Annotated in this window: 20 protein-coding genes and 1 pseudogene; 10 read left to right on the top strand and 11 right to left on the bottom strand. The window is 70.9% G+C overall.

Annotation, left to right across the window (positions count from 1 at the left end; all coding sequences use genetic code 11):
• Positions 1 to 67 precede the first annotated feature (67 nt).
• The 4 genes from BMW85_RS37775 (at position 68) to BMW85_RS37760 (ending at position 2908) form a co-directional block, all read left to right on the top strand.
• Positions 68 to 856, top strand: coding sequence for an ABC transporter ATP-binding protein (locus tag BMW85_RS37775; protein ID WP_091091429.1), 789 nt, complete (start codon positions 68 to 70; stop codon positions 854 to 856).
• A gap of 103 nt (positions 857 to 959) precedes the next feature.
• The gene (locus tag BMW85_RS37770; protein ID WP_091091427.1) at positions 960 to 1880 is read left to right on the top strand and encodes an SPFH domain-containing protein; all 921 of its coding nucleotides are present in this window, start codon (positions 960 to 962) and stop codon (positions 1878 to 1880) included.
• Between the two features lie 9 nt (positions 1881 to 1889).
• Positions 1890 to 2645, top strand: coding sequence for a sulfite exporter TauE/SafE family protein (locus BMW85_RS37765; RefSeq protein ID WP_091091424.1), 756 nt, complete (start codon positions 1890 to 1892; stop codon positions 2643 to 2645).
• A 23-nt stretch (positions 2646 to 2668) separates the two neighbouring features.
• A complete protein-coding gene (locus tag BMW85_RS37760) occupies positions 2669 to 2908 on the top strand; it encodes a DUF8836 family protein (protein ID WP_091091421.1) in 240 nt (79 codons plus the stop codon).
• Between the two features lie 24 nt (positions 2909 to 2932).
• On the opposite strand, the gene BMW85_RS37755 is transcribed toward BMW85_RS37760, so the two are convergent.
• The 7 genes from BMW85_RS37755 to BMW85_RS49985 all read right to left on the bottom strand — a co-directional run bounded on the left by BMW85_RS37755 (position 2933) and on the right by BMW85_RS49985 (position 8894).
• Positions 2933 to 3751: an NAD(P)H-binding protein gene (locus BMW85_RS37755; RefSeq protein WP_091091419.1), complete on the bottom strand. Its 819-nt coding sequence runs from the start codon at positions 3749 to 3751 to the stop codon at positions 2933 to 2935.
• 52 nt (positions 3752 to 3803) lie between these two features.
• A complete protein-coding gene (locus tag BMW85_RS37750; RefSeq protein ID WP_245775285.1) occupies positions 3804 to 4622 on the bottom strand; it encodes a Rieske (2Fe-2S) protein in 819 nt (272 codons plus the stop codon).
• Between the two features lie 120 nt (positions 4623 to 4742).
• Positions 4743 to 5357 carry an HD domain-containing protein gene (locus tag BMW85_RS37745; RefSeq protein ID WP_091091414.1) on the bottom strand — a complete coding sequence of 205 codons (615 nt, stop codon included), beginning with the start codon at positions 5355 to 5357 and terminating at the stop codon, positions 4743 to 4745.
• A gap of 1 nt (position 5358) precedes the next feature.
• Positions 5359 to 7548, bottom strand: coding sequence for a molybdopterin-dependent oxidoreductase (locus BMW85_RS37740; protein ID WP_091091412.1), 2190 nt, complete (start codon positions 7546 to 7548; stop codon positions 5359 to 5361).
• A 124-nt stretch (positions 7549 to 7672) separates the two neighbouring features.
• Complete coding sequence (locus BMW85_RS37735; RefSeq protein ID WP_091091410.1) at positions 7673 to 8323, bottom strand: hypothetical protein; 651 nt, start codon at positions 8321 to 8323, stop codon at positions 7673 to 7675.
• Position 8324: 1 nt separating this feature from the next.
• The gene (locus BMW85_RS52150) at positions 8325 to 8456 is read right to left on the bottom strand and encodes a hypothetical protein (RefSeq protein ID WP_281249656.1); all 132 of its coding nucleotides are present in this window, start codon (positions 8454 to 8456) and stop codon (positions 8325 to 8327) included.
• Positions 8457 to 8741: 285 nt separating this feature from the next.
• Positions 8742 to 8894 (bottom strand): hypothetical protein, encoded by a 153-nt coding sequence (locus BMW85_RS49985; RefSeq protein ID WP_177241085.1) that lies wholly within the window; start codon positions 8892 to 8894, stop codon positions 8742 to 8744.
• Positions 8895 to 9201: 307 nt separating this feature from the next.
• On the opposite strand from BMW85_RS49985, the gene BMW85_RS37730 reads away from it, so the two are divergent.
• The 5 genes from BMW85_RS37730 (at position 9202) to BMW85_RS37710 (ending at position 14339) form a co-directional block, all read left to right on the top strand.
• On the top strand, positions 9202 to 10065 hold the full coding sequence (locus BMW85_RS37730) for a helix-turn-helix domain-containing protein (RefSeq protein WP_091091408.1): 864 nt from the start codon (positions 9202 to 9204) through the stop codon (positions 10063 to 10065).
• Positions 10066 to 10119: 54 nt separating this feature from the next.
• Positions 10120 to 10341: a DUF397 domain-containing protein gene (locus BMW85_RS37725; protein ID WP_091091405.1), complete on the top strand. Its 222-nt coding sequence runs from the start codon at positions 10120 to 10122 to the stop codon at positions 10339 to 10341.
• Between the two features lie 456 nt (positions 10342 to 10797).
• Complete coding sequence (locus BMW85_RS37720) at positions 10798 to 11883, top strand: CapA family protein (protein WP_091091614.1); 1086 nt, start codon at positions 10798 to 10800, stop codon at positions 11881 to 11883.
• Positions 11884 to 11924: 41 nt separating this feature from the next.
• Complete coding sequence (locus tag BMW85_RS37715) at positions 11925 to 13619, top strand: SDR family oxidoreductase (protein WP_091091403.1); 1695 nt, start codon at positions 11925 to 11927, stop codon at positions 13617 to 13619.
• A gap of 153 nt (positions 13620 to 13772) precedes the next feature.
• Positions 13773 to 14339 carry a TetR/AcrR family transcriptional regulator gene (locus tag BMW85_RS37710; protein WP_091091612.1) on the top strand — a complete coding sequence of 189 codons (567 nt, stop codon included), beginning with the start codon at positions 13773 to 13775 and terminating at the stop codon, positions 14337 to 14339.
• Between the two features lie 7 nt (positions 14340 to 14346).
• On the opposite strand, the gene BMW85_RS37705 is transcribed toward BMW85_RS37710, so the two are convergent.
• Positions 14347 to 14691: a hypothetical protein gene (locus BMW85_RS37705; protein WP_143082536.1), complete on the bottom strand. Its 345-nt coding sequence runs from the start codon at positions 14689 to 14691 to the stop codon at positions 14347 to 14349.
• 173 nt (positions 14692 to 14864) lie between these two features.
• On the opposite strand from BMW85_RS37705, the gene BMW85_RS37700 reads away from it, so the two are divergent.
• Positions 14865 to 15395, top strand: coding sequence for a tetratricopeptide repeat protein (locus tag BMW85_RS37700; protein ID WP_245775283.1), 531 nt, complete (start codon positions 14865 to 14867; stop codon positions 15393 to 15395).
• 120 nt (positions 15396 to 15515) lie between these two features.
• On the opposite strand, the gene BMW85_RS37695 is transcribed toward BMW85_RS37700, so the two are convergent.
• From BMW85_RS37695 to BMW85_RS37685, 3 genes and pseudogenes are all read right to left on the bottom strand, one after another.
• Entirely contained in the window at positions 15516 to 16202 is a 687-nt protein-coding gene (locus BMW85_RS37695) for a hypothetical protein (RefSeq protein ID WP_091091395.1), read from the bottom strand.
• 213 nt (positions 16203 to 16415) lie between these two features.
• Positions 16416 to 18989: an ATP-dependent chaperone ClpB gene (clpB, locus tag BMW85_RS37690; RefSeq protein WP_091091391.1), complete on the bottom strand. Its 2574-nt coding sequence runs from the start codon at positions 18987 to 18989 to the stop codon at positions 16416 to 16418.
• Positions 18990 to 19023: 34 nt separating this feature from the next.
• Positions 19024 to 19347 (bottom strand): annotated as a pseudogene (locus BMW85_RS37685) (heat shock protein transcriptional repressor HspR); the annotation flags it as partial.
• Positions 19348 to 19349 lie beyond the last annotated feature (2 nt).

Below are 19349 nucleotides of genomic sequence, written 5' to 3'. Positions count from 1 at the left end.
ATCCACGATATGCGCTCGCCCTGCAATAGGTTTGTCCCCAGGGTGACTCCCGAAGGAGGTAACGGGGATGGGTGGTCAGGTGCTGCGGCTCCAGGACGTCGCCGTCAGGCGGGACGGAGCGGCCCTGCTGCGCGGCATCGACTGGGAGGTCAACGCGGACGAACGCTGGGTCGTCATCGGTGCCAACGGCGCGGGCAAGACGACGTTGCTGCAGGTGGCGTCCACGTTGCTCTATCCGAGCGAGGGCGTGATCGAGGTGCTGGGGGAGCGGCTGGGGCAGACGGACGTGTTCGAGCTGCGTCCGCGCATCGGCCTCGCGAGCGCGGCGCTCGCCGAGCGCATCCCGCCGGAGGAGAAGGTCATCGACCTCGTCCTGACGGCGTCGTACGGGATCATGGGCCGCTACACGGAGGAGTACGACTCCAACGACGTGACCCGGGCCGTCGAGCTGATCGACATGATGGGCGCGGCCCACCTGATCAGGCGCAGGTTCGGCACGCTGTCGGAGGGCGAGCGCAAGCGGGTGCAGATCGCCCGCGCCCTCATGCCCGACCCGGAGCTGCTGCTGCTCGACGAGCCGGCCGCCGGGCTCGACCTGGGCGGGCGCGAGGACCTGGTGCGCCGGCTTTCTGCGCTGGCCGGCGACCACCGCTCGCCGACGCTGGTCCTGGTGACGCACCACGTCGAGGAGGTGCCGGCCGGGTTCAGCCACGGGCTGCTGCTGCGGCACGGCTCGGTGGTGGCGCAGGGGGCGCTGGAGGACGTGATGACGGCCGACAACCTGTCGCAGACGTTCGGGGTGCCGCTGACGCTGGATCGCAGCGCGGGGGGCCGCTGGTACGCCCGCGCGCACTAGCGGTGACGGGCGGCGGCCGCACTAGCGCGGATCGCCATTTATCGAGATAAAAAACGAAATAGGATCCTCCGCAGCCGGTCCCCTCGACTCCGGAGCGTCTGCCATGTCCGTCGAGCAGCTCGTCGTCGTCCTCGTCGTGGTCCTCGCGGTGATCTTCGGGGTGGTCCGCACCGTCCGCATCATCCCCCAGGCCACGGCGGCCATCGTGGAGCGCCTGGGCCGCTACCACCGGACGCTGCGGCCGGGGCTCAACCTGGTGGTGCCGTTCATCGACCGCATCAAGGACCTGATCGACCTGCGCGAGCAGGTGGTGTCGTTCCCGCCGCAGCCGGTCATCACCTCCGACAACCTCGTGGTCTCCATCGACACCGTGATCTACTTCCAGGTCACGAACCCGAGGGCGGCCACGTACGAGATCGCCAACTTCCTCGTCGGCGTCGAGCAGCTGACCGTCACCACGCTCCGCAACGTGGTCGGCGGCATGGACCTCGAACGCACGCTGACCTCCCGCGAGGACATCAACACGGCCCTGCGCGGCGTCCTCGACGAGGCCACCGGCAAATGGGGCATCCGCGTCAACCGGGTCGAGCTGAAGGCCATCGACCCGCCCGCCTCCATCCAGGACTCGATGGAGAAGCAGATGCGCGCCGACCGCGACAAGCGGGCCGCCGTGCTGACCGCCGAGGGTCAGCGGCAGGCGGCGATCCTCCAGGCCGAGGGCGAGAAGCAGGCGTCGGTGCTGCGGGCGCGCGGCGAGGCGGAGGCGGCGGTGCTGCGCGCGCAGGCCGAGGCCGAGGCGCAGGCGATGCGGGCCAAGGGCCAGGCGGACGCGATCGGCATGGTCTTCCGTGCGATCCACGACGGCCGGCCGGACCAGCATCTGCTCGCCTACCAGTACCTCCAGACCCTGCCGGAGATCGCCAAAGGCGAGGCAAATAAGATCTGGATCGTCCCATCGGAGATGGGAAAGGTCCTGGAGAGCCTTGGCGGCCTGTTCACGCCCCCCAAGAGCCCAGACACGTAAGGAGCGCTCGTGACGGGGTGGGAACTGGTCGCGGTCGTCGTGGCCGGTGTGGTGGCGGGCGCCATCAACGCGGTGGTCGGCTCCGGCTCGCTGATCACGTTCCCGACGCTGGTGGCGATGGGCGTGGACCCCGTGACGGCCAACGTCTCCAACACCATCGGCCTGGTGCCCGGCTCGTTCACCGGCGCCTACGGCTACCGGGCCGAGCTGAGCGGGCAGCGCGACCGGCTGCTCCGGCTCGGCCTCGCCTCGGCGCTGGGTGCGCTGATCGGCGGGCTCCTGCTGCTGGTCCTCGATCCGGGCGTGTTCAGGATCGTGGTGGTCGTGCTGATCGCGCTGGCCTGCGTGCTGGTCGTGATCCAGCCCAGGCTCAACGCCCTGCTGGCCGACCGGCGCGAGCACGCGCACCCGGACGGCGGGCCGGTGCTCTGGCTGACCGTGCTGGCCGCCGGCGTCTACGGCGGCTATTTCGGCGCGGCCCAGGGCGTGCTGCTCATCGGCCTGCTCGGCAGCTTCCTCGACGACGGCCTGCAGCGGGTCAACGCCGCCAAGAACGTGCTCGCGCTGATCGTCAACGGGGTGGCGGCGGTGCTGTTCGTGGTGGTCGCGAAGGTGGACTGGCAGGCGGTGCTCGGCGTGGCGCTGGGCGCGATCGTCGGCGGCTTCGTGGGGGCCCGCGTGGGGCGGCGGATCCCGGCTCCGGTGCTGCGCGGCGTCATCGTGGCCGTGGGGGTCGCGGCGATTATCGTACTGGTGTACGGATAGCGAAAAATGGGTATATCCCGGACATGAAGGGTGACCGGGTGGAGATCGTCATCGACGCGGGCGGCTCCCCTCGCACGTACGAGATCAGCGCCACCCGCGCCGGACGGCGGGTCGAGATCGCCACGCGCCGGGGGCTCGTCGAGGTGAGCGAGGTCACCCGCGGCGGGACGCCCGTACGCACGGCCAGGTTCATGTCCAGCCGGGTCCTCGCCCTGGTCGAGCACCCGGCGGACGAGCGGCGCGAGCGAGCTGACGACGCCTAGCTGACGACGCCTAGCTGACGACGCCTAGCTGAAGGCGCCGGCGTGGTCTGCGGCCCACTGGCGGAACGTCAGCGCGGGCCGGCCGAGCAGCCGCTCCACCGTGTCGGTGACCACCTCGGGACCGGCCACGAAGCTCTCCCAGGCGCGCAGCGCGCTCTCCACGAACTCGGGAGCGCCCCAGAGCGCGGTCAGCAGCTCGCGGGCCTGCTCCGTCGACTGCTCCTCCCAGCGCACCTCGCGCCCGACCACCTCGCCGATCACCCTGACCTGCTCGGCCTGGGTCAGCCGCTCGGGGCCGGTCAGCACGTACGCGGCCCCGTTGTGCCCCGCCGAGGTCAGCACGTGCGCCGCCACCGCCGCGATGTCCTTCTCGTGGATCAGCGAGCGCGCCGCCCGCCCGTACGGCCAGCGCACCACGCCCTGCCGCACCTGGTCCGCCCAGCCGAGGGTGTTGACCGCGAAGCCGCTCGGGCGCAGGAACGTCCAGCCGAGCCCGGAGCGCCGCACCAGCCGTTCCACCTCGTGGTAGTGGTTGCCCGGCTGGTCGGCCCCGGTGGCCGACAGGAGCACCACGCGCCGGGCGTGCCCGGCGATCGCCGTGATCGTCTCGTCCGCGCCGTCGGCGGTGAAGCTCGGCCAGAGGAGGAAGACGCTCTCCACGTCGCGGAGGGCCGGCTCCAGGGTCTCCGGCGCGGTCAGGTCGCCGCGTACGGTCTCGACGGGCAGCGCTGCCCGTCCGGGGTCGCGGGCGAGCGCCCGCACGTCCAGTCCCGCCTCCGCGAGCTGGGAAACCACATGCCTGCCGACATTGCCGGTCGCGCCGGTCACCAGGATCTTGCTCATGGCACGACCGTAGGACCTCAAGCTAACTTCAGGTCAATCTCGTCAGCTCAGGTCAGGTCATGGGCCGCACCTGGATCGTGCCGTCCCGCCGGATCCGCGTCTCGAACATGGGCGCGGGCGCGGTGGCAGGTCCGTGCCGCACCGAGCCGTCGTCGAGCCGGAACGTGCTGCCGTGCCACGGGCACACCACGCACGCCTCGCCGTTCTCCATGACCAGCCGTCCCTGGTGGAGCGGCCCGGCCAGGTGCGGGCAGTGGTCGGCGAGCACGGTGACGGCCTCGCCCCTGCGCAGCACGAAGAGCTGGATGTAGCCGAGCCGCCGCGCCACGGGCCGCCCGTCGGGGAGGTCCTTGAGCGGGCACAGGTCGTGCCATCCCAGCGGCACCAGGTGGGCCACCTGCGGGGCGTGGTTGGGCCCCGCGGCCTGGCGGTAGGCCAGATGACCGCCCAGATAGGCGCCCAGCATGCCGACGCCGAGCCCGGTGAAGGACAAGATCTTGCCCGGCCGCTCGTGCCCTTTCAGCCGCAGCATCAGCGAGGCGGAGAACAGCCCGAGCGCGGTCAGGTTCCCCGCCATGTGGACGAAGCCCACCCGCTGCTGCTCAAGGTGGAGCGAGGACCAGTCGGTCAGCCCGGCCGCCGCCGTCGGCAGCGCGCCGGCGATGCCGGTGGCCAGCAACAGCCGCGCCGCCCGCGGATCGCCGCCCGCCGCGTCCAGCAGGGCCGCCGACGTCCAGCAGCCCAGCGTGACCGAGGCCATCGACGGGTGCAGCGGCTCGCCGATGGGCACGCCGTGCAGCAGGTCACGCAGCCAGCCCCGTTTGACGCGGGTGCGTACGGCCTTGGCCAGCACACGGATGGGCCGGTCCATGGCCTTCGACTTCTCAAGCCGATCGGCCAGAGCGACCGGACCGGCGAATCCCCTCAATTGCCGACGTTTGGCGCGTACTGTCTCTTTCACGACAAGTCCCCTACCCCAGGCATACGGGGATCACTCGGCGAGGTGTCCCCTGGCCACGGAGAGCTCGACCAGCTCCAGGGCGTACCGGCCGAGCGTGGGCGAGCCCTCCTCGATGATGCGCACCTTCTCCCGCACCTGCGAGGCCCGCACCTTGAACAACGGCCAGGTGCCGCCCTCGGTGTGATGGTTGGCCAGGATCGGGGCGAACCGGTCGAGCGCCTTGGCGAAGCGCGCCTCCGGCGTCTTACGCTCCTCGAACTCGTCCCACAGCGCCCGCAGCTCCGCCCCCTGCTCGGCGGGCAGCAGGCCGAAGATGCGCTCGGCGGCGGCCCGCTCCACGTCCGCCTGAGCGGCCACCTCGACCGGGTCGTAGATGAACGTGTCACCGGCGTCGATCTCCACCAGGTCGTGCACCAGCAGCATGGCCACCACCCGCTGGAGATCGGTCCCCGGTGGGGCATGCTCGCCGAGGACCATCGCCAGGGTGCCCACGTACCAGGAGTGCTCGGCGGTGTTCTCCCGGCGGGAGCCGTCGATCAGATGGTTGCGGCGGATGATCCGCTTCAACTTGTCGATCTCGACGGCGAAAGCGATCTGGGCGTTCAGGCGACGGTCCTCTTCTGGCGCGATAGTCACGCGCAGCACCCTAATGTGCGGTGATCACCCCGGTTGGTGAAATCGTGACCGGAACTCCGTTGAACACTGCGTTACCACTTGGGGCGTCCACCGCGCTCTCGTCGGTGAGATCGTTGACGCTCACGCCCGCGTGCGCGGCGGCCACACGCTGCGCGCTGCCCGCGTGACCCCAGCCGTGCGGCAGGCTGACCACGCCCGGCATGATCGTGTCCGTCGGCTCCAGCGGCACCGTGAGCTGCCCCTTCGCCGAGCGCACCACCGCCTCGCCGGCCAGCCCGAGCCGCGCCACGTCCGCCGGGTTGATCTGCAGCGTGCAGGCGTTGCTGCCGCCGACCAGCGGGCCGACGTTGTGCAGCCAGCTGTTGTTGGAGCGCAGATGGCGCCGGCCGATGAGGACCATCTCCGGCGCCTCCTCCTCCAGCTTCGCGCGCAGCCGCTCGACGTCCTCCAGGAGCTGCGGCGGCGCCAGCTCGACCAGGCCCGAGGCGGTCCGCAGCACCTCGTCCAGCCGGGGCTCCAGCGGGCCCAGGTCCAGGCCGTGCGGGTGGTCGAGGAGCTTGCGCAGCGACAGGTCGCCCTTGCCGGACCACTCGCCGTACGGGCCGAGCCTGAGCATGAGGTCGAGCCGCCGCTCGCCGCCGTCGCGGCCGTCCAGCGCGGCGCGCAGCTCGGCCACGTCCCGGCCCTCGACGCCGGAGCCGGGCGTCCCCGTGGCCTTGCGCAGCGTCTCGTCGATGACGAACGCGTCGAGGTCGCCCTCCGTGCCGTCCACGCCGGAGGCGATCATCGCCAGCCTGGCCAGGATCTGGGACTCGGACGGCCGCTCGTCCATCGGCAGCAGGGGAGGGGAGTAGCGCGCGTAGTTGCGTACCGCGAAGCCGAGCAGCGCGAAGTCGTAGTGCCCGGACTGCAGCACGCGCGGCGGCGGCAGGATGACGTTCGCGTGCCGGGTGGTCTCGTTGAGGTACGGGTCCACGCTCACCATGAAGTCGAGCCGCTCGAAGGCCGCGTCCAGCCGGGCCCCGTGGGGCGCCGACAGCACGGGGTTGCCCGCCACCGTGAGCAGGAACCTGATCCGCCCCTCGCCCGGCGTCTCGATCTCGTCGGCCAGCGTGGCCACCGGCAGCTCGCCGTTCGCCTCCGGCAGGCCGCGCACCCTGCTCCGCCAGCGGCCCGTCGCGTACGGCCGCCGCCGCCCGCCGGACTCGGTGGCCGGCTTGGCGAACATCGCCCCGCCCGGCCGGTCGAGGTTGCCGGTGAGCGCGTTGAGCACGTCCACGAGCCACTGGGCCAGCGTGCCGAACTCGGCCGTACAGGTGCCGATCCTCGCGTACACGGCGGCCGTGCGCGCCGCGGCCAGCTCCCTGGCCAGCCGCTCGATCACCGCCGCGGGCACGCCCGTGCGCCGGGCGACGGCCTCGGGCGGGAAGTGCTTGGCCGCCTCGCGTACCTCGTCCAGGCCGTTGACCTCGCGGCCGAGCGTGACCAGGTCCTCGGCGAACAGCGTGTGGACCATGCCGAACAGCAGGTACGCGTCCGTACCCGGCCGGATGAACACGTGCTCGTCGGCGAGCGCGGCGGTGCGGGTGCGGCGCGGGTCCACGACCACCAGCCGGCCGCCGCGCCGGCGCAGCGCCTTCAGCCGGCCGGGGAAGTCGGGGGCGGTGCACAGCGAGCCGTTGGACTCCAGCGGGTTCGCGCCGAGCATCAGCAAGTAATCGGTACGGTCCAGGTCGGGGACCGGGACGGCCATCGGGGAGCCGAACATCAGGCCGCTCGACACGTGCTTCGGCATCTGGTCGGCGGTGCTGGCGGAGAAGACGTTGCGGGTGCCGAGCGCCCTGATCAGCGGCCCGGCGTAGAGCGAGCCCGCCATGGTGTGCGCGGTGGGGTTGCCGAGGTAGACGGCGACCGAGCTGCGGTCGCCCACCTGGTCGAGGCCCGCCCGCACGGCGGCGAACGCCTCGTCCCAGCCGACCTCGCGCCACAGCTCGCCCTCGCGTACGAGCGGCCTGCGCAGCCGGTCGGGGTCCTCGTCGAGCCGGCCGAGGCTGGCCCCTTTCGGGCAGATGAAGCCCTTGCTGAACGGATCGTCCTTGTCGCCGCGGACGCTGGTGACGTGCCCGCCCTCGTCGAGGGTGAGCGTCAGGCCGCAGACGGCCTCGCACAGGGGACAGGTCCGGTGGACGGTCGACGTCATCACGACTCCTGAGTTCGTAAGATGAACTCATCTTGGCGCGTGCCGCGCGCATGGGGAAGCCCCGGAGCCCCCGCGGTCTCCGAGGCTTGCCCCCTGGGGAAAGGCCCCATGCATCCCCAGGCTTCTAGCCGATCCGCACCGCCCTCACGGGTCTGCGCAGATCAGGCGGCTCCTTCAGGTCGGGCCGGAGCGAGACCCAGGCGCGCCGGCCGAAGAGCCGGTCGAGCCCCGGCGACAACGTGCCGGGCGCCTCGTCCCTGCGGACGATCTCCACGACGACGAACTGCGCCCGCGTACGGTGCCGGTAGACGTTCACGTCGCGCGCCCAGCAGGCCGCGGCGATCTCCTCGCTGTAGGCGTCGAACTCCTCGGCGCAGATGCCGGCCCTCGTCAGCACCAGCGCCTTCTCCCCGGTGGCGGTCGGCGTGATCCACAGGATCAGCGGGATGCGCCCGGCCCTCGTGTGCATGGTCGTCTCCAGGCAGACCCGCTGCAGGCGGTGCCGGGAGGCCACGCACCAGCAGTGGGCGGCGACCCAGCCGCGGCCGGTCCTGGTGACCGCCGCAGGCACCGAGATCGCGCTGGTCACCAGGGCGAACGGCAGCAGGTGCCCGGCGTTCACGGCCCCCAGCAGGAGCAGCGCGAACAACCCCAGGGCGGCGGCCAGCAGCAGCTCGGACCGCGCCCGCCAGAGCCGGACGAGGAGCCCGCCGCGCCCGGGGGCGGGCAGGTCCTCGTAGCCGGGGTAGATCTGGTTCCGTGGGTTCCTGGGCACCTCACGTCACCTCCTCACGCACCTTGCCGGGCACGCGGAGCTGGTCGAATCGTGGATCACGGTAGCGGCGCGCGCCGAACCCCGTCCTGGTCACCGTCCAGCCGACGTGATAGGCGAACTCATCGGGTTCCATGCAGATCTCGCGGTCGGTCCAGGCGATGAGTTCGCGGATACGGGACTTGATTCGGCCAGGTCCCTTGATACCTTGTGAGTACATAGAAGACCCCTTTCGCGGCATTTCTAGAGGTGGCTTCTTCGCCGGTCCGTGGCTGGCGGCCGTTCCTCCCGCAGGGTGGCAGCCCATATGCGGGGATCAGGCCGGCAGCCGCGGCCCGGCATTTTTTTGTGCCCGGCTTGTTCGTGTCAGGCTTTTCGTGCCCGGGGGCACGGGGTGCGCCGGTGGCCGGCGCTGCACTCGTCAGGTGGTCGTACGATCCTTGCGGCCGGCGGCCTCCCTGATGACGTGGCTGAATTCGGGGGCGGCGACGCCGCCGGAGTGCTGACGGCCCGGCATGCTCGGGCGCGCGGTCCTGCGGGGAAGGCCCGGTGCGTGCGGCGTATTCGACGTCATGCCCGGCCCTCCTCATCACGTAGAGAAACCTTTTCCCTACGATCGTCCTCCGCTGGTGAGCGGGTCGCAATAGCTTCCGTGCGGAAGTTTTGATTTTCTTGCGCGCGACTTGCCGTGCAAGTTGCACGGAGCCGATCGGATCCGCGTTCTCTCCTTGCTCCTAAGCTCTCTCCGTGACAGCCTTCCGGCAAGGGCACGTGGCAATGCTTGTGCAACTTGCATGTACGATTGTGGGAACGGCCCCGAACGCCGTCCCCCAAACGATCCCCGCCGGTTACACCTTCCTTCCGGACAAGGAGAGCGGACGGTGCCATCGCAGCAGGGCAGCCCGACGGTACGCAGGCTCCGGCTCGGCCAGGAGCTGCGTTTGCTGCGTGAGCGCAACAAGCTCACCGGCGCCAAGGCCGCCAAGGAGCTCGGCTGGTCGGCCAGCAAGGTCAGTCGCATCGAGGCCGCCCGTACGATGCCCAGCGCAGACGACATCAGGGCGCTGGTGAAGCTCTACGGCGTCGACGGGGGCAAACTTGACGAACTCATCGGCCTGCTGCGGGATGCGGAGCAGCGCGGCTGGTGGGAGGATTACGAAGAAAGCCTGCCCCAGGAGTACACAAGATTCCTTGGGCTGGAGGCGGAGGCGATCTACCAGCGATCCTGGGAACCCCAGATCGTGCCGGGCCTCCTGCAGACCGAGGACTACGCGCGGGAGGTCATTCTGGCCACCCGGGGCATCGCGCGCATCACGCACAGCGGTGTCCGCAGCCGCGTCGAGGCCCGCCTCGACCGGCAGCGTCGCGTCCTGCACCGCACGGAGCCGTGCCGGCTCACGGTCGTGCTCGACGAATCGGTGCTGATGCGCCGCTTCGGCGATTACTCGGTGATGCGCGAGCAGATGGAGCATCTGCTGGAGATCTCCATGCTCCCGCACGTGAAACTGCACGTCCTGACCCTGGACGCGGTGCACCCGGTCAACACCGGGACTTTCATTCACCTGCAGTTCGCGGCATTTGACGATGTCGTCTATTTGGAACAGCTGTACACTGCCGATTTCGTCGAGGACCTCCAACGCGTGGCCGGATACGAGACGGCCTTCGAGCACATCAGATCGGAGGCCCTGGACGAGGACGAATCCCGCGTTCTCATCCAGCACAAGGCCATGGTGTGGCGACGGTGACGACGACCACCTCAACAAGGGGCAACGACGCCCCTTCAGCTATTTGGGGAGACAATGCACAACCACCTTTCCAGGGCTGCCTGGCGGAAGAGCACCTTCTGCAACGGCGCAGACGCCTGTGTCGAGGTCGCGCCCCTGTCCGACGGCAACGTCGCCCTGCGTGACAGCAAGGTGCAGGACGGCCCCGTCCTCGTGTTCACTCCTGCCGAGTGGGCCGCGTTCACCTCCGGCGTCCGTGAGGGCGAATTCGACCTGTCGGCGCTCGCCGGCGCCTGAGACCGGCGCCTGAGAAAGGAAAACGGCCCGGCGACGTTGATGACGGCGACATCGCAGGGCCGCTCCCCGCGGGGTCCTTCCGGACCGCCGCTTCGGTTTTCGCGGACATCATGACACATCATCACCCCCGATGATCAAGCTTGTTCCCCTCTTGCTCCGGCCGACGATAAGACGTCTTATCAGATCTTTTTCCCCGGGCTCTCAGGCCCGGAAGAACTGCGCCGCGCGGTCCGCGCGGCGCAGTTTTTTGTTGCGCAAGCGGGTGTCGCACGCGGCGGTGAGCGCGTGGTCGACGGTCCTCGCCCGCGGTCCGCCCGTGTCCCCAGTGGCTGGGCCCGGCGCCGGCAGTCTCGTGGCCGCGCCTGAGATGGTCAGATTGCTGCGATTTGCCTGGTAATGACCCCCGCATGGCATGCTCAATCCCTGAATGTCAGGATTCGAGCGGAAGTGCGGCAGATGAGACTCCCCCGTGCCCTCCCGTTGTTCGCCGCCATCGCGTCGGCGGTCTCACTGGCCGCCTGCTCCTCGCCGGCGCCGGACAAGGAGTTGCAGGCCAAGCAGGCGGACCAGCAGGCGGCGGTGTCGCCGACGAAGAAGCCGACGCCGCAGCGGCGGCCGTACACGATCTCGTTCGGCGGGGACGTGCACTTCGAGGGCATCCTGCGGCCCCGGCTGGCGAATCCGCGCACCGCGCTCGGGCCCATCGCGAACGTCCTGCGCCAGGCCGACCTCACCATGGTCAACCTGGAGACGGCCATCACCACGGCGGGGACGCCCGCGCCGGGCAAGCAGTACACCTTCCGCGCGCCGGCCAGCGCGTTCACCGCGCTCAAGTCGGCCGGGGTGGACGTCGTCTCCATGGCCAACAACCACGGCATGGACTACATGGAGAGCGGGCTGGCCGACTCGCTGGCGGCGATCAAGCGCAGCAAGTTCCCGGTGGTGGGGATCGGGAAGGACGCGGCGGAGGCGTACAAGCCGTACAGGAAGACCGTGAACGGCAACCGCGTGGCGATCATCGGCGCCACGCAGGTGCTCGACTCCGAGTTCATCCAGGCGTGGACGGCCACCGCGGACAAGGGCGGCCTGGCCTCCGCCAAGGACGAGGCCGCGCTGCTGCGGGCGGTGCGTGAGGCGCGCAAGAACTCCGACACCGTGATCGTCCACCTGCACTGGGGCACCGAGATGCAGAAGTGCCCGAACGAGGCGCAGCTCTCGCTGGCCCCCAAGCTGGTCAAGGCGGGCGCGGACGTCATCGTCGGCGGCCACGCGCACATCCTGCTCGGCTCGGGCTATCTCGGGAACGCCTACGTCAACTACGGCATGGGCAACTTCGTCTTCTACAACTCCAACCCGGCGACCACCGGCCGGACCGGCGTCTTGACGCTCACCATCAACGGCAGGAAGGTGCTGAAGGACCGCTGGACCCCGGCCACCATCCAGGGCGGCGTCCCGGTGCCGATGACGGGCTCGGCGAAGAGCCAGGCGCTGGCGGACTGGACGGCGCTGAGGTCCTGCACCGGCCTTTCCGCGCGGCCCTAGGGGATCTATATTCCGGACGGAGCGTCCAACAGGGGGTCGCGATGCGGTGGGTCGAGTCCGGCGACGTGCGGCTGGCGGTCTACACGGACGGCGACCCCGCCGATCCGGTCGTGCTGCTCCTCCACGGCTATCCGGACACGCACCGCGTCTGGGACGAGGTCGCGGCTCGGCTGTCCGGCCGTTTCCACGTGGTGCGCTACGACGTACGAGGGGCCGGGGCCTCGACCGGGCCACGTGACCGCCGCGACTACGGCCTCGACCGCCTGATGGACGACCTGCGGGCGGTGCTCGACGCGGTGGCGGGCGGGCGGAAGGTCCACCTGGTGGGGCACGACTGGGGATCGGTGCAGGGGTGGGAGGCGGCCGGGCGGGCCGGGCTGCGCGAGCGGCTGGCCTCGTTCACCAGCCTCGGCGGTCCTGGTGGGCGGCACATGGCGGACTTCGCCCGGCACGGCGGGCGGCGGGACCGGCTCACGCAGCTCGCGCGCTCCGCCTACATCGGGTTCTTCCTGATCCCGGTCCTGCCCGAGCTGGCCTGGCGCTCGCTGGTGCCGCGGCTGCTGGCGCGCCGGCTGCGCCGCGAGGGCGCGCCACCGAGCGACGGCCATCCCGCCCCGACCCTGGTACGTGACGCGCGCAACGGCCTCTGGCTCTACCGGGCGAACCTGCTGCGGCGGCGGCGGGACCGCGCCGGGCCGCCCGTGATCGACCTGCCCGTGCAGCTCCTCGACGCCGCGCACGACCCCTTCCTGACCTCGGCGCTGGCGGGCTGGTGCGAACGGTGGACGCCGCGGCTCTGGCGGCGCGGGATCGACGCCGGGCACTGGGCGCAGCGCGCCCGCCCCGACACGGTGGCCAGCATGATCGCCGAGTTCGTCGCGCACGTCGAGGGCGCGTCCCCGTCGCGGGAGTTACGGCGGGCGCGGACGGGCGCCGCGCGCCGGGCGTTCACCGACCGGCTGGTGGTGGTCACCGGCGCGGGGTCGGGGATCGGGCTGGCGTCGGCACGGGCGTTCGCGGCGCACGGGGGAGAGGTGGTGTGCGCGGACGTGGACGGGGCCGCCGCGGCCCGAGTGGCTGAAGGGATCAGAAAGGAACTCGGGGGTACGGCGTGGGCCGTACAGGTTGATGTGGCGAATGTCGATCAGATGGTTGATTTTTCGCGAAATATCATTGCGGAATATGGAGTGCCGGACATTGTGCTCAACAATGCCGGGATCACCGTCGCCGGCCCCATTCTCGATCACACCGTCGAGCACTGGCGGCGCACGATCGACGTCAATCTCTGGGGCGTCGTTCACGGCTGCCGGCTGTTCGGGGCGGCGATGGTGGCGCGCGGGCAGGGCGGGCACCTCGTCAACGTCGCGTCCCTGGCGGCGTTCGCGCCGACGCGGCTGCTGCCGGCGTACTCGGTGTCCAAGGCCGCCGTGAAGGCGCTCAGCGACGTTCTGAGGGCCGAACTGGCGGGGCACGGCATCGGGGTGAGCGTCGTCTGCCCGGGGTTCGTGTCCACGCCCATGGCCGGGCACACCACGTACGTCGGCGCGGACCGCAAGGACCTGGCCGTCCGCTGGCTGGCGCGCCGCCGGTATCCGGCCGAGCGGGTGGCCGCGCACATTCTGCGGGCCGTGGACCGTAATCAGGCGGTCGTTCCGGTCAACCTGGAAGCCGAAATAGGTTATGCGCTCTCCCGGATTTCGCCCAGGCTGATGCGGGGACTGGCGCGGCTGGGGTGACGAGCGAGAAATCCAGAAATTTTCCAACTAACGATCGCGTCTTCAGGAGAAGATGAATCCGTGTCTTCGCCGCAGATTGAGAACGACTGCTCCCAGCCTCCCGCCCTGAGGCGGCGGCCCGCGCAGCGCCGCAGCGCGCGCCGCGTCGAGCGCATGCTCGACGCCTGCGCCGAGCTGCTCGACGAGTCCGGCTACGAGGCCCTTTCCACCACCCGCATCGCGGAGCGGGCGGGCGTGGCGATCGGTTCGGTCTACCAGTTCTTCCCGGACAAACGGGCCATCACCCAGGAGCTCACCCGGCGCAACGTCGAGGAGTTCGTCCGCCGGGTCGACCGCCGCTTCCTGGAGGAGGACTACCGGGGGTGGTGGGAGGCGGTGGACGCGATCATCGACGTCTACGTCGACATGCACCGCTCGGTCGCCGGCTTCAAGAGCCTGCACTTCGGCGACGCCGTCGACCTCAACCTGCTCGACTCCGACTCCGAGAACAACACGGTCATCGCCGGCCGCCTGCGCGGGCTGTTCCTCACCGAGTTCGGCCTGGCCGACGACCCGAGGCTGGACGTGTCGGTGCTGGCGGCGGTCGAGGCCGGCGACGCGGTGCTCAAGCTGGCCTTCCGCCGCCGTCCCGACGGCGACCCCGAGATGATCGAGGCGGCCAAGCAGCTCATCCGCGGCTTCCTGTCGCGCCAGCTCAGATCCCTGTCGCCGGCCGTCTGAGCCGCGGCTACTCGCTCCGTACGACGCGCTCGACGTCCTGGACCAGGCCGGGCAGCCAGTCGGGGGCGGCCTCGCCCGGCCGCCCGCGCCCGGCGTGCTCCTCGCGGCCGAGCGCGCTGGCCGAGAACTCCTGCAACTGCGGCGTGGACGGCGTGCGCAGACAGGGCACCGAGTACGACACCGGCCGCGCGTCCCTCGCCTCGCGCAACTGCAGCCGCGCCTCCAGCGCCCGCAGGTTGCGCTCCGCGGCCTCGATGGCCTCCATCCGGGCCGTCAGATAGCCGGCGACACCGGGCACCAGAGCCGACAACACGACCACACACGCCAGCGCGAAGGTCGTCTGCTTGGACATGCCCATGACAGCCCCTTCCGCTCGCGAGAACGCAAAGCAATCCGTATATCCCCCGTAAGCAGTGTCAACACGCGGAGCGTGACCAGTCTTTACCGGTGAGTGACCGAAATCCGGACCCACCGGCGATGCGTATTGACCGGGCAAAGGCGCACCTGGCTCGGTAGTCTCACGGTGTGGCGCATGTGACCCGTGAGCACCTTGATCGTCTGCTTGAGCAGGCCCTTCTGGCCGACGACCACGATTCCCTGGCCAGTCGGCTCTACGACGTCGCGCTCGGATATTCGTCGGGCGACGTCTCCAGGGCGTCCATCCTGGTTCTCGCCGCCGAGGAGTGGCGGGCGGCCGGACAGCCCGCGCGCGCGATGGAGTGTTTCCAGCGCGCGCTCGAAGATGGCGGCGAGACGGGCTTCGACCCGCGTGCCGGCATCGCCGACACGCTCTTCGAGCTCGACCGGCAGGAGGAGGCCAGAGAGGTCATCGAGACCATACGCGCTGAGGGCGGCGTCTCGACCGCGACCGCTCACACGATCGCCGAGACGCTGGTGGCGTACGGAGACCTGCGGGGCGGCCTGGAGTGGGCGACCCAGGCCGCGCTGGGATCCGACGAGAGCGACCCGGAGCACGATGCGGCGCTGCGTACGCGCTACCGCATCAGGGTCGATCTCGGGCTGCCCGAGGACGAACTGGACGCGCTCGTCCACTGACGGCCCGCCCTGAGCAGGGCGGGCCGCCGGGATCGGCGCGTGCACCGTTCCACCGGGGTGCACGCGCCATTTCGCCGTGCCCGCTGAGGCCATCGTCCTGGACGGCCTCCGGGCGGGGGGTCAGTGGAGGCCGAGGTCCTGGACGAGGCCGGTGAGGCCGGCCAGGCCCGCGTCGTGTCCCGGCAGCACCGGCGAGTCGCCGAGGTCGCCGAGCGCCTGCGGCAGCAGCTCGCCGACGACCTGCGAGCCCACCTCGCCGACCGGCTTCCGCACCCCGTGCGAGTCGTTCGCCGAAGAGGCGGCGACCGTGGTGCGCGGCCTCAGCTCCCGGGAGGCGCTTCCGCGCGCCGGCGTCCCGGACAGGGCGGGCACCTGGGGCAGCGTCGGCAGGGCCGCGACGTACGCCGCCGTCGACAGGTCCCTCATCCCGGCCGGTCCGGCCGCGGCCTGCCGGACCCGAGGGGAGGAGAAGGACAGGGGCGGCATCCCCCAACTGGCCGGCACGCCGCCGAGATCGACCTTGCCCGGCAGCCCACCCCCGGCGGCGAGGCCGGTCAGCCCGAGCTGCCGGGCCAGCCGCCCGGCCGCCATGGCCAGGTCGGTGGCCTCCGGCGTGATCGCCGCTCCGCCGGGCACGTCCTCCGGCCGCACCTCCACCCGCCCGGCGCAGCCGAGCAGGCTGCTCGAGACGTTCTCCTGCCGCGCTCCCCGGCAGGTGTCCGCGCCCGTCGGGCCCGCGGCGAACCAGCTCACACCCGCGGCCAGCGCGGCCGTCGCGACGATGGTCCGGAACTTGTAGGATGGCACTCGCACGCCCCCTGGTCGTCGTTGTCGCTCGTCTGACGAACGCCGAAGCTAGCCCGCCGGGGGACGGCGGGTGCGGGGCTTGTCCGAAGGGTGGGGCGAACCTTACCGAGCCGGCGACCCCATGACCGTGCCGTAAATCCCATGACCGTGCCATGAGACGCCGGAAGCCCGGGGCCCGCGAGCGGGTCCCGGGCTCCGGGCGGAGGTCGTACGTCAGGCGGCGCGCTGCACCAGCAGCTCGTCGTCGCCGAGCTCCACGATCACCTTGTCGCCGTCGACGACCTCGCCCGACAGGACGGCCTTGGCCAGCTTGTCGCCGATGGACGACTGCACCAGGCGGCGCAGCGGCCGGGCGCCGTAGAGCGGGTCGTAGCCGGTCAGCGCCAGCCACTCGCGGGCCGCCGGCGTGACCTCCAGCGTCAGCCTGCGGTCGGCCAGGCGCCGGGCCAGCCGCTCGACCTGCAGGTCGACGATCTGGGCCAGCTCCTCCGTGCCGAGGGCGTCGAAGAGGATCACGTCGTCGAGCCGGTTGAGGAACTCCGGTTTGAAGGCCGAGCGCACGGCCGCCATGACGGCCTCGCGCTTGGCGTCGTTCTCCAGCTTGGGATCGATGAGGAACTGCGAGCCGAGGTTGGAGGTGAGAATCAGGATCGTGTTGCGGAAGTCGACCGTGCGGCCCTGGCCGTCGGTCAGCCGCCCGTCGTCGAGCACCTGGAGCAGGATGTCGAAGACCTCGGGATGGGCCTTCTCGACCTCGTCCAGCAGCACCACGGTGTAGGGGCGCCGGCGTACGGCCTCGGTGAGCTGGCCGCCCTCCTCGTAGCCGACGTAGCCGGGAGGGGCGCCGACGAGCCGGGCCACGCTGTGCTTCTCGGAGTATTCGCTCATGTCGATGCGGGTCATCGCCCGCTCGTCGTCGAACAGGAACTCCGCCAGCGCCTTGGCCAGCTCGGTCTTGCCCACGCCGGTCGGGCCGAGGAAGAGGAACGAGCCCGTCGGGCGGTCGGGGTCGGCGATGCCGGCCCGGCTGCGGCGTACGGCGTCGGAGACGGCGCGTACGGCCTCCTGCTGGCCGATGAGCCGCCGGCCCAGCTCGTCCTCCATGCGCAGCAGCTTGGCCGTCTCGGCCTCCAGCAGCCGCCCCGCGGGGATGCCGGTCCACGACGAGATCACCTCGGCGATGTCGTCGGCCCCGACCTCCTCCTTGACCATGGCGTTCTCCGGCTGCTCGGCCTCGGCGGCGGCGTTGAGCGCCTGCTCCAGCCGCGGCACCTCGGCGTACATCAGCCGCGAGGCGGCCTCGAAGTCGCCGTCACGCTGGGCCCGCTCGGCCGCGCCCTTGGCCTCGTCGAGCTGCTTCTTCAGCTCGCCGACCTTGTTGAGCCCGGCCTTCTCCTGCTCCCAGCGGCCGACGAGGGCGTTGAGCTCCTCCTGGCGGTCGGCCAGCTCCTGGCGGAGCCGCTCCAGCCGCTGGACGGAGGCCTCGTCGGTCTCCTTCGACAGGGCCAGCTCCTCCATCTTCATCCGGTCGACGGCGCGCTGGAGCTGGTCGATCTCCACGGGACGGGAGTCGATCTCCATGCGCAGCCGCGAGGCGGCCTCGTCGACCAGGTCGATCGCCTTGTCAGGGAGGAAGCGGTTGGTGATGTAGCGGTCGGACAGCGAGGCGGCGGCGACCAGCGCGCCGTCGGAGATCTGCACCTGGTGGTGGGCCTCGTAGCGGCCCTTCAGCCCGCGCAGGATCGCGATGGAGTCCTCGACCGTGGGCTCGCCCACGTAGACCTGCTGGAAGCGGCGCTCCAGCGCCGGGTCCTTCTCGATGCGCTCACGGTATTCGTCGAGCGTGGTCGCGCCGATCATGCGCAGCTCGCCGCGGGCCAGCATGGGCTTGAGCATGTTGCCCGCGTCCATGGCGCCCTCGGCCGCGCCCGCGCCGACCACGGTGTGCAGCTCGTCGATGAAGGTCACGACCTGCCCGTCGCTCTCCTTGATCTCGGAGAGCACGGCCTTCAGCCGCTCCTCGAACTCGCCGCGGTATTTCGCCCCCGCGACCATCGCGCCGAGGTCGAGCGAGATGAGCCGCTTGCCGCGCAGCGACTCCGGCACGTCGCCGGCCACGATGCGCTGGGCCAGGCCCTCGACGACGGCGGTCTTGCCGACACCGGGCTCGCCGATCAGCACCGGGTTGTTCTTGGTGCGCCGGCTCAGCACCTGCACCACGCGGCGGATCTCGCCGTCGCGGCCGATGACCGGGTCGAGCTTGCCGCCCCGGGCGCGCTCGGTCAGGTCTACGCCGTACTTCTCCAGCGCCTGGTAGGTGTCCTCGGGCGTCTCGCTGGTGACGCGGGCGTTGCCGCGCACCTTCTCGAACGCGTCGAGCAGCGCCTGCGCGGTCGCCCCCTGAGCCTTCAGCAGGTCGGCGACCTGGCCGCCGTCGGACGCCAGGCCCACCAGCAGGTGCTCGGTGGAGACGTAGAGGTCTTCGAGCCGGTTGGCGTGGTGCGCGGCGGTGTTCATGACCATGAGGAGCTGGCGGGAGCTCGACGGCGCCCCCACCGTCGCGCCCTGCGCCTTCGGCAGCCCGGCCAGCAGCTCCTCGACCCGGGTGCGCAACGCGCGCCAGTCGGCGCCGACGGCCTCCAGGAGCGGCACGGCGGTGCCGCCCGTCTGCGCGAGCAGGGTGGCCATCAGGTGAGCCGGGGCGATCTCGGGGTTGCCCTCCGCGGCGGCGCGCCGCATGGCTCCCGAGAGCGCCTCCTGGCTCTTCTGGGTGAGCTTGTAGTCCATGTCTTTCTCAGGCCCCCGGTGGCAGCTCGTAGCGGATCAGCGCTCTGACCATGCGCATCTCGGCGCGCAGGCGGTGAACCTCCTCGCGCAACCGCAGGGTCTCGTTCTCGAGCTCGAGAATCCGCTTGATGCCCGCGAGGTTGATGCCCTCTTCCTGGGAGAGCCGCTGCACCTCGCGGAGCTGGATGATGTCCCTTGTGGAGTAGAGGCGGCCGCGCCCGGCCGTACGGCCGGGGCTGACCAGGCCGAGCCGGTCGTACTGGCGCAGGGTCTGCGGATGCAGCCCGGACAACTGCGCGGCCACCGAGATCACATAGACGGGTGTGTCGTCGGACAGGTCGAAATAGTTGGCGTCCATCG

The sequence above is a fragment of the Nonomuraea wenchangensis genome, assembly GCF_900111685.1.
GTDB lineage: Bacteria > Actinomycetota > Actinomycetes > Streptosporangiales > Streptosporangiaceae > Nonomuraea > Nonomuraea wenchangensis.
Note: the sequence above shows the minus strand (reverse complement) of the source record. Positions and strands in the feature narration are given on the sequence as shown.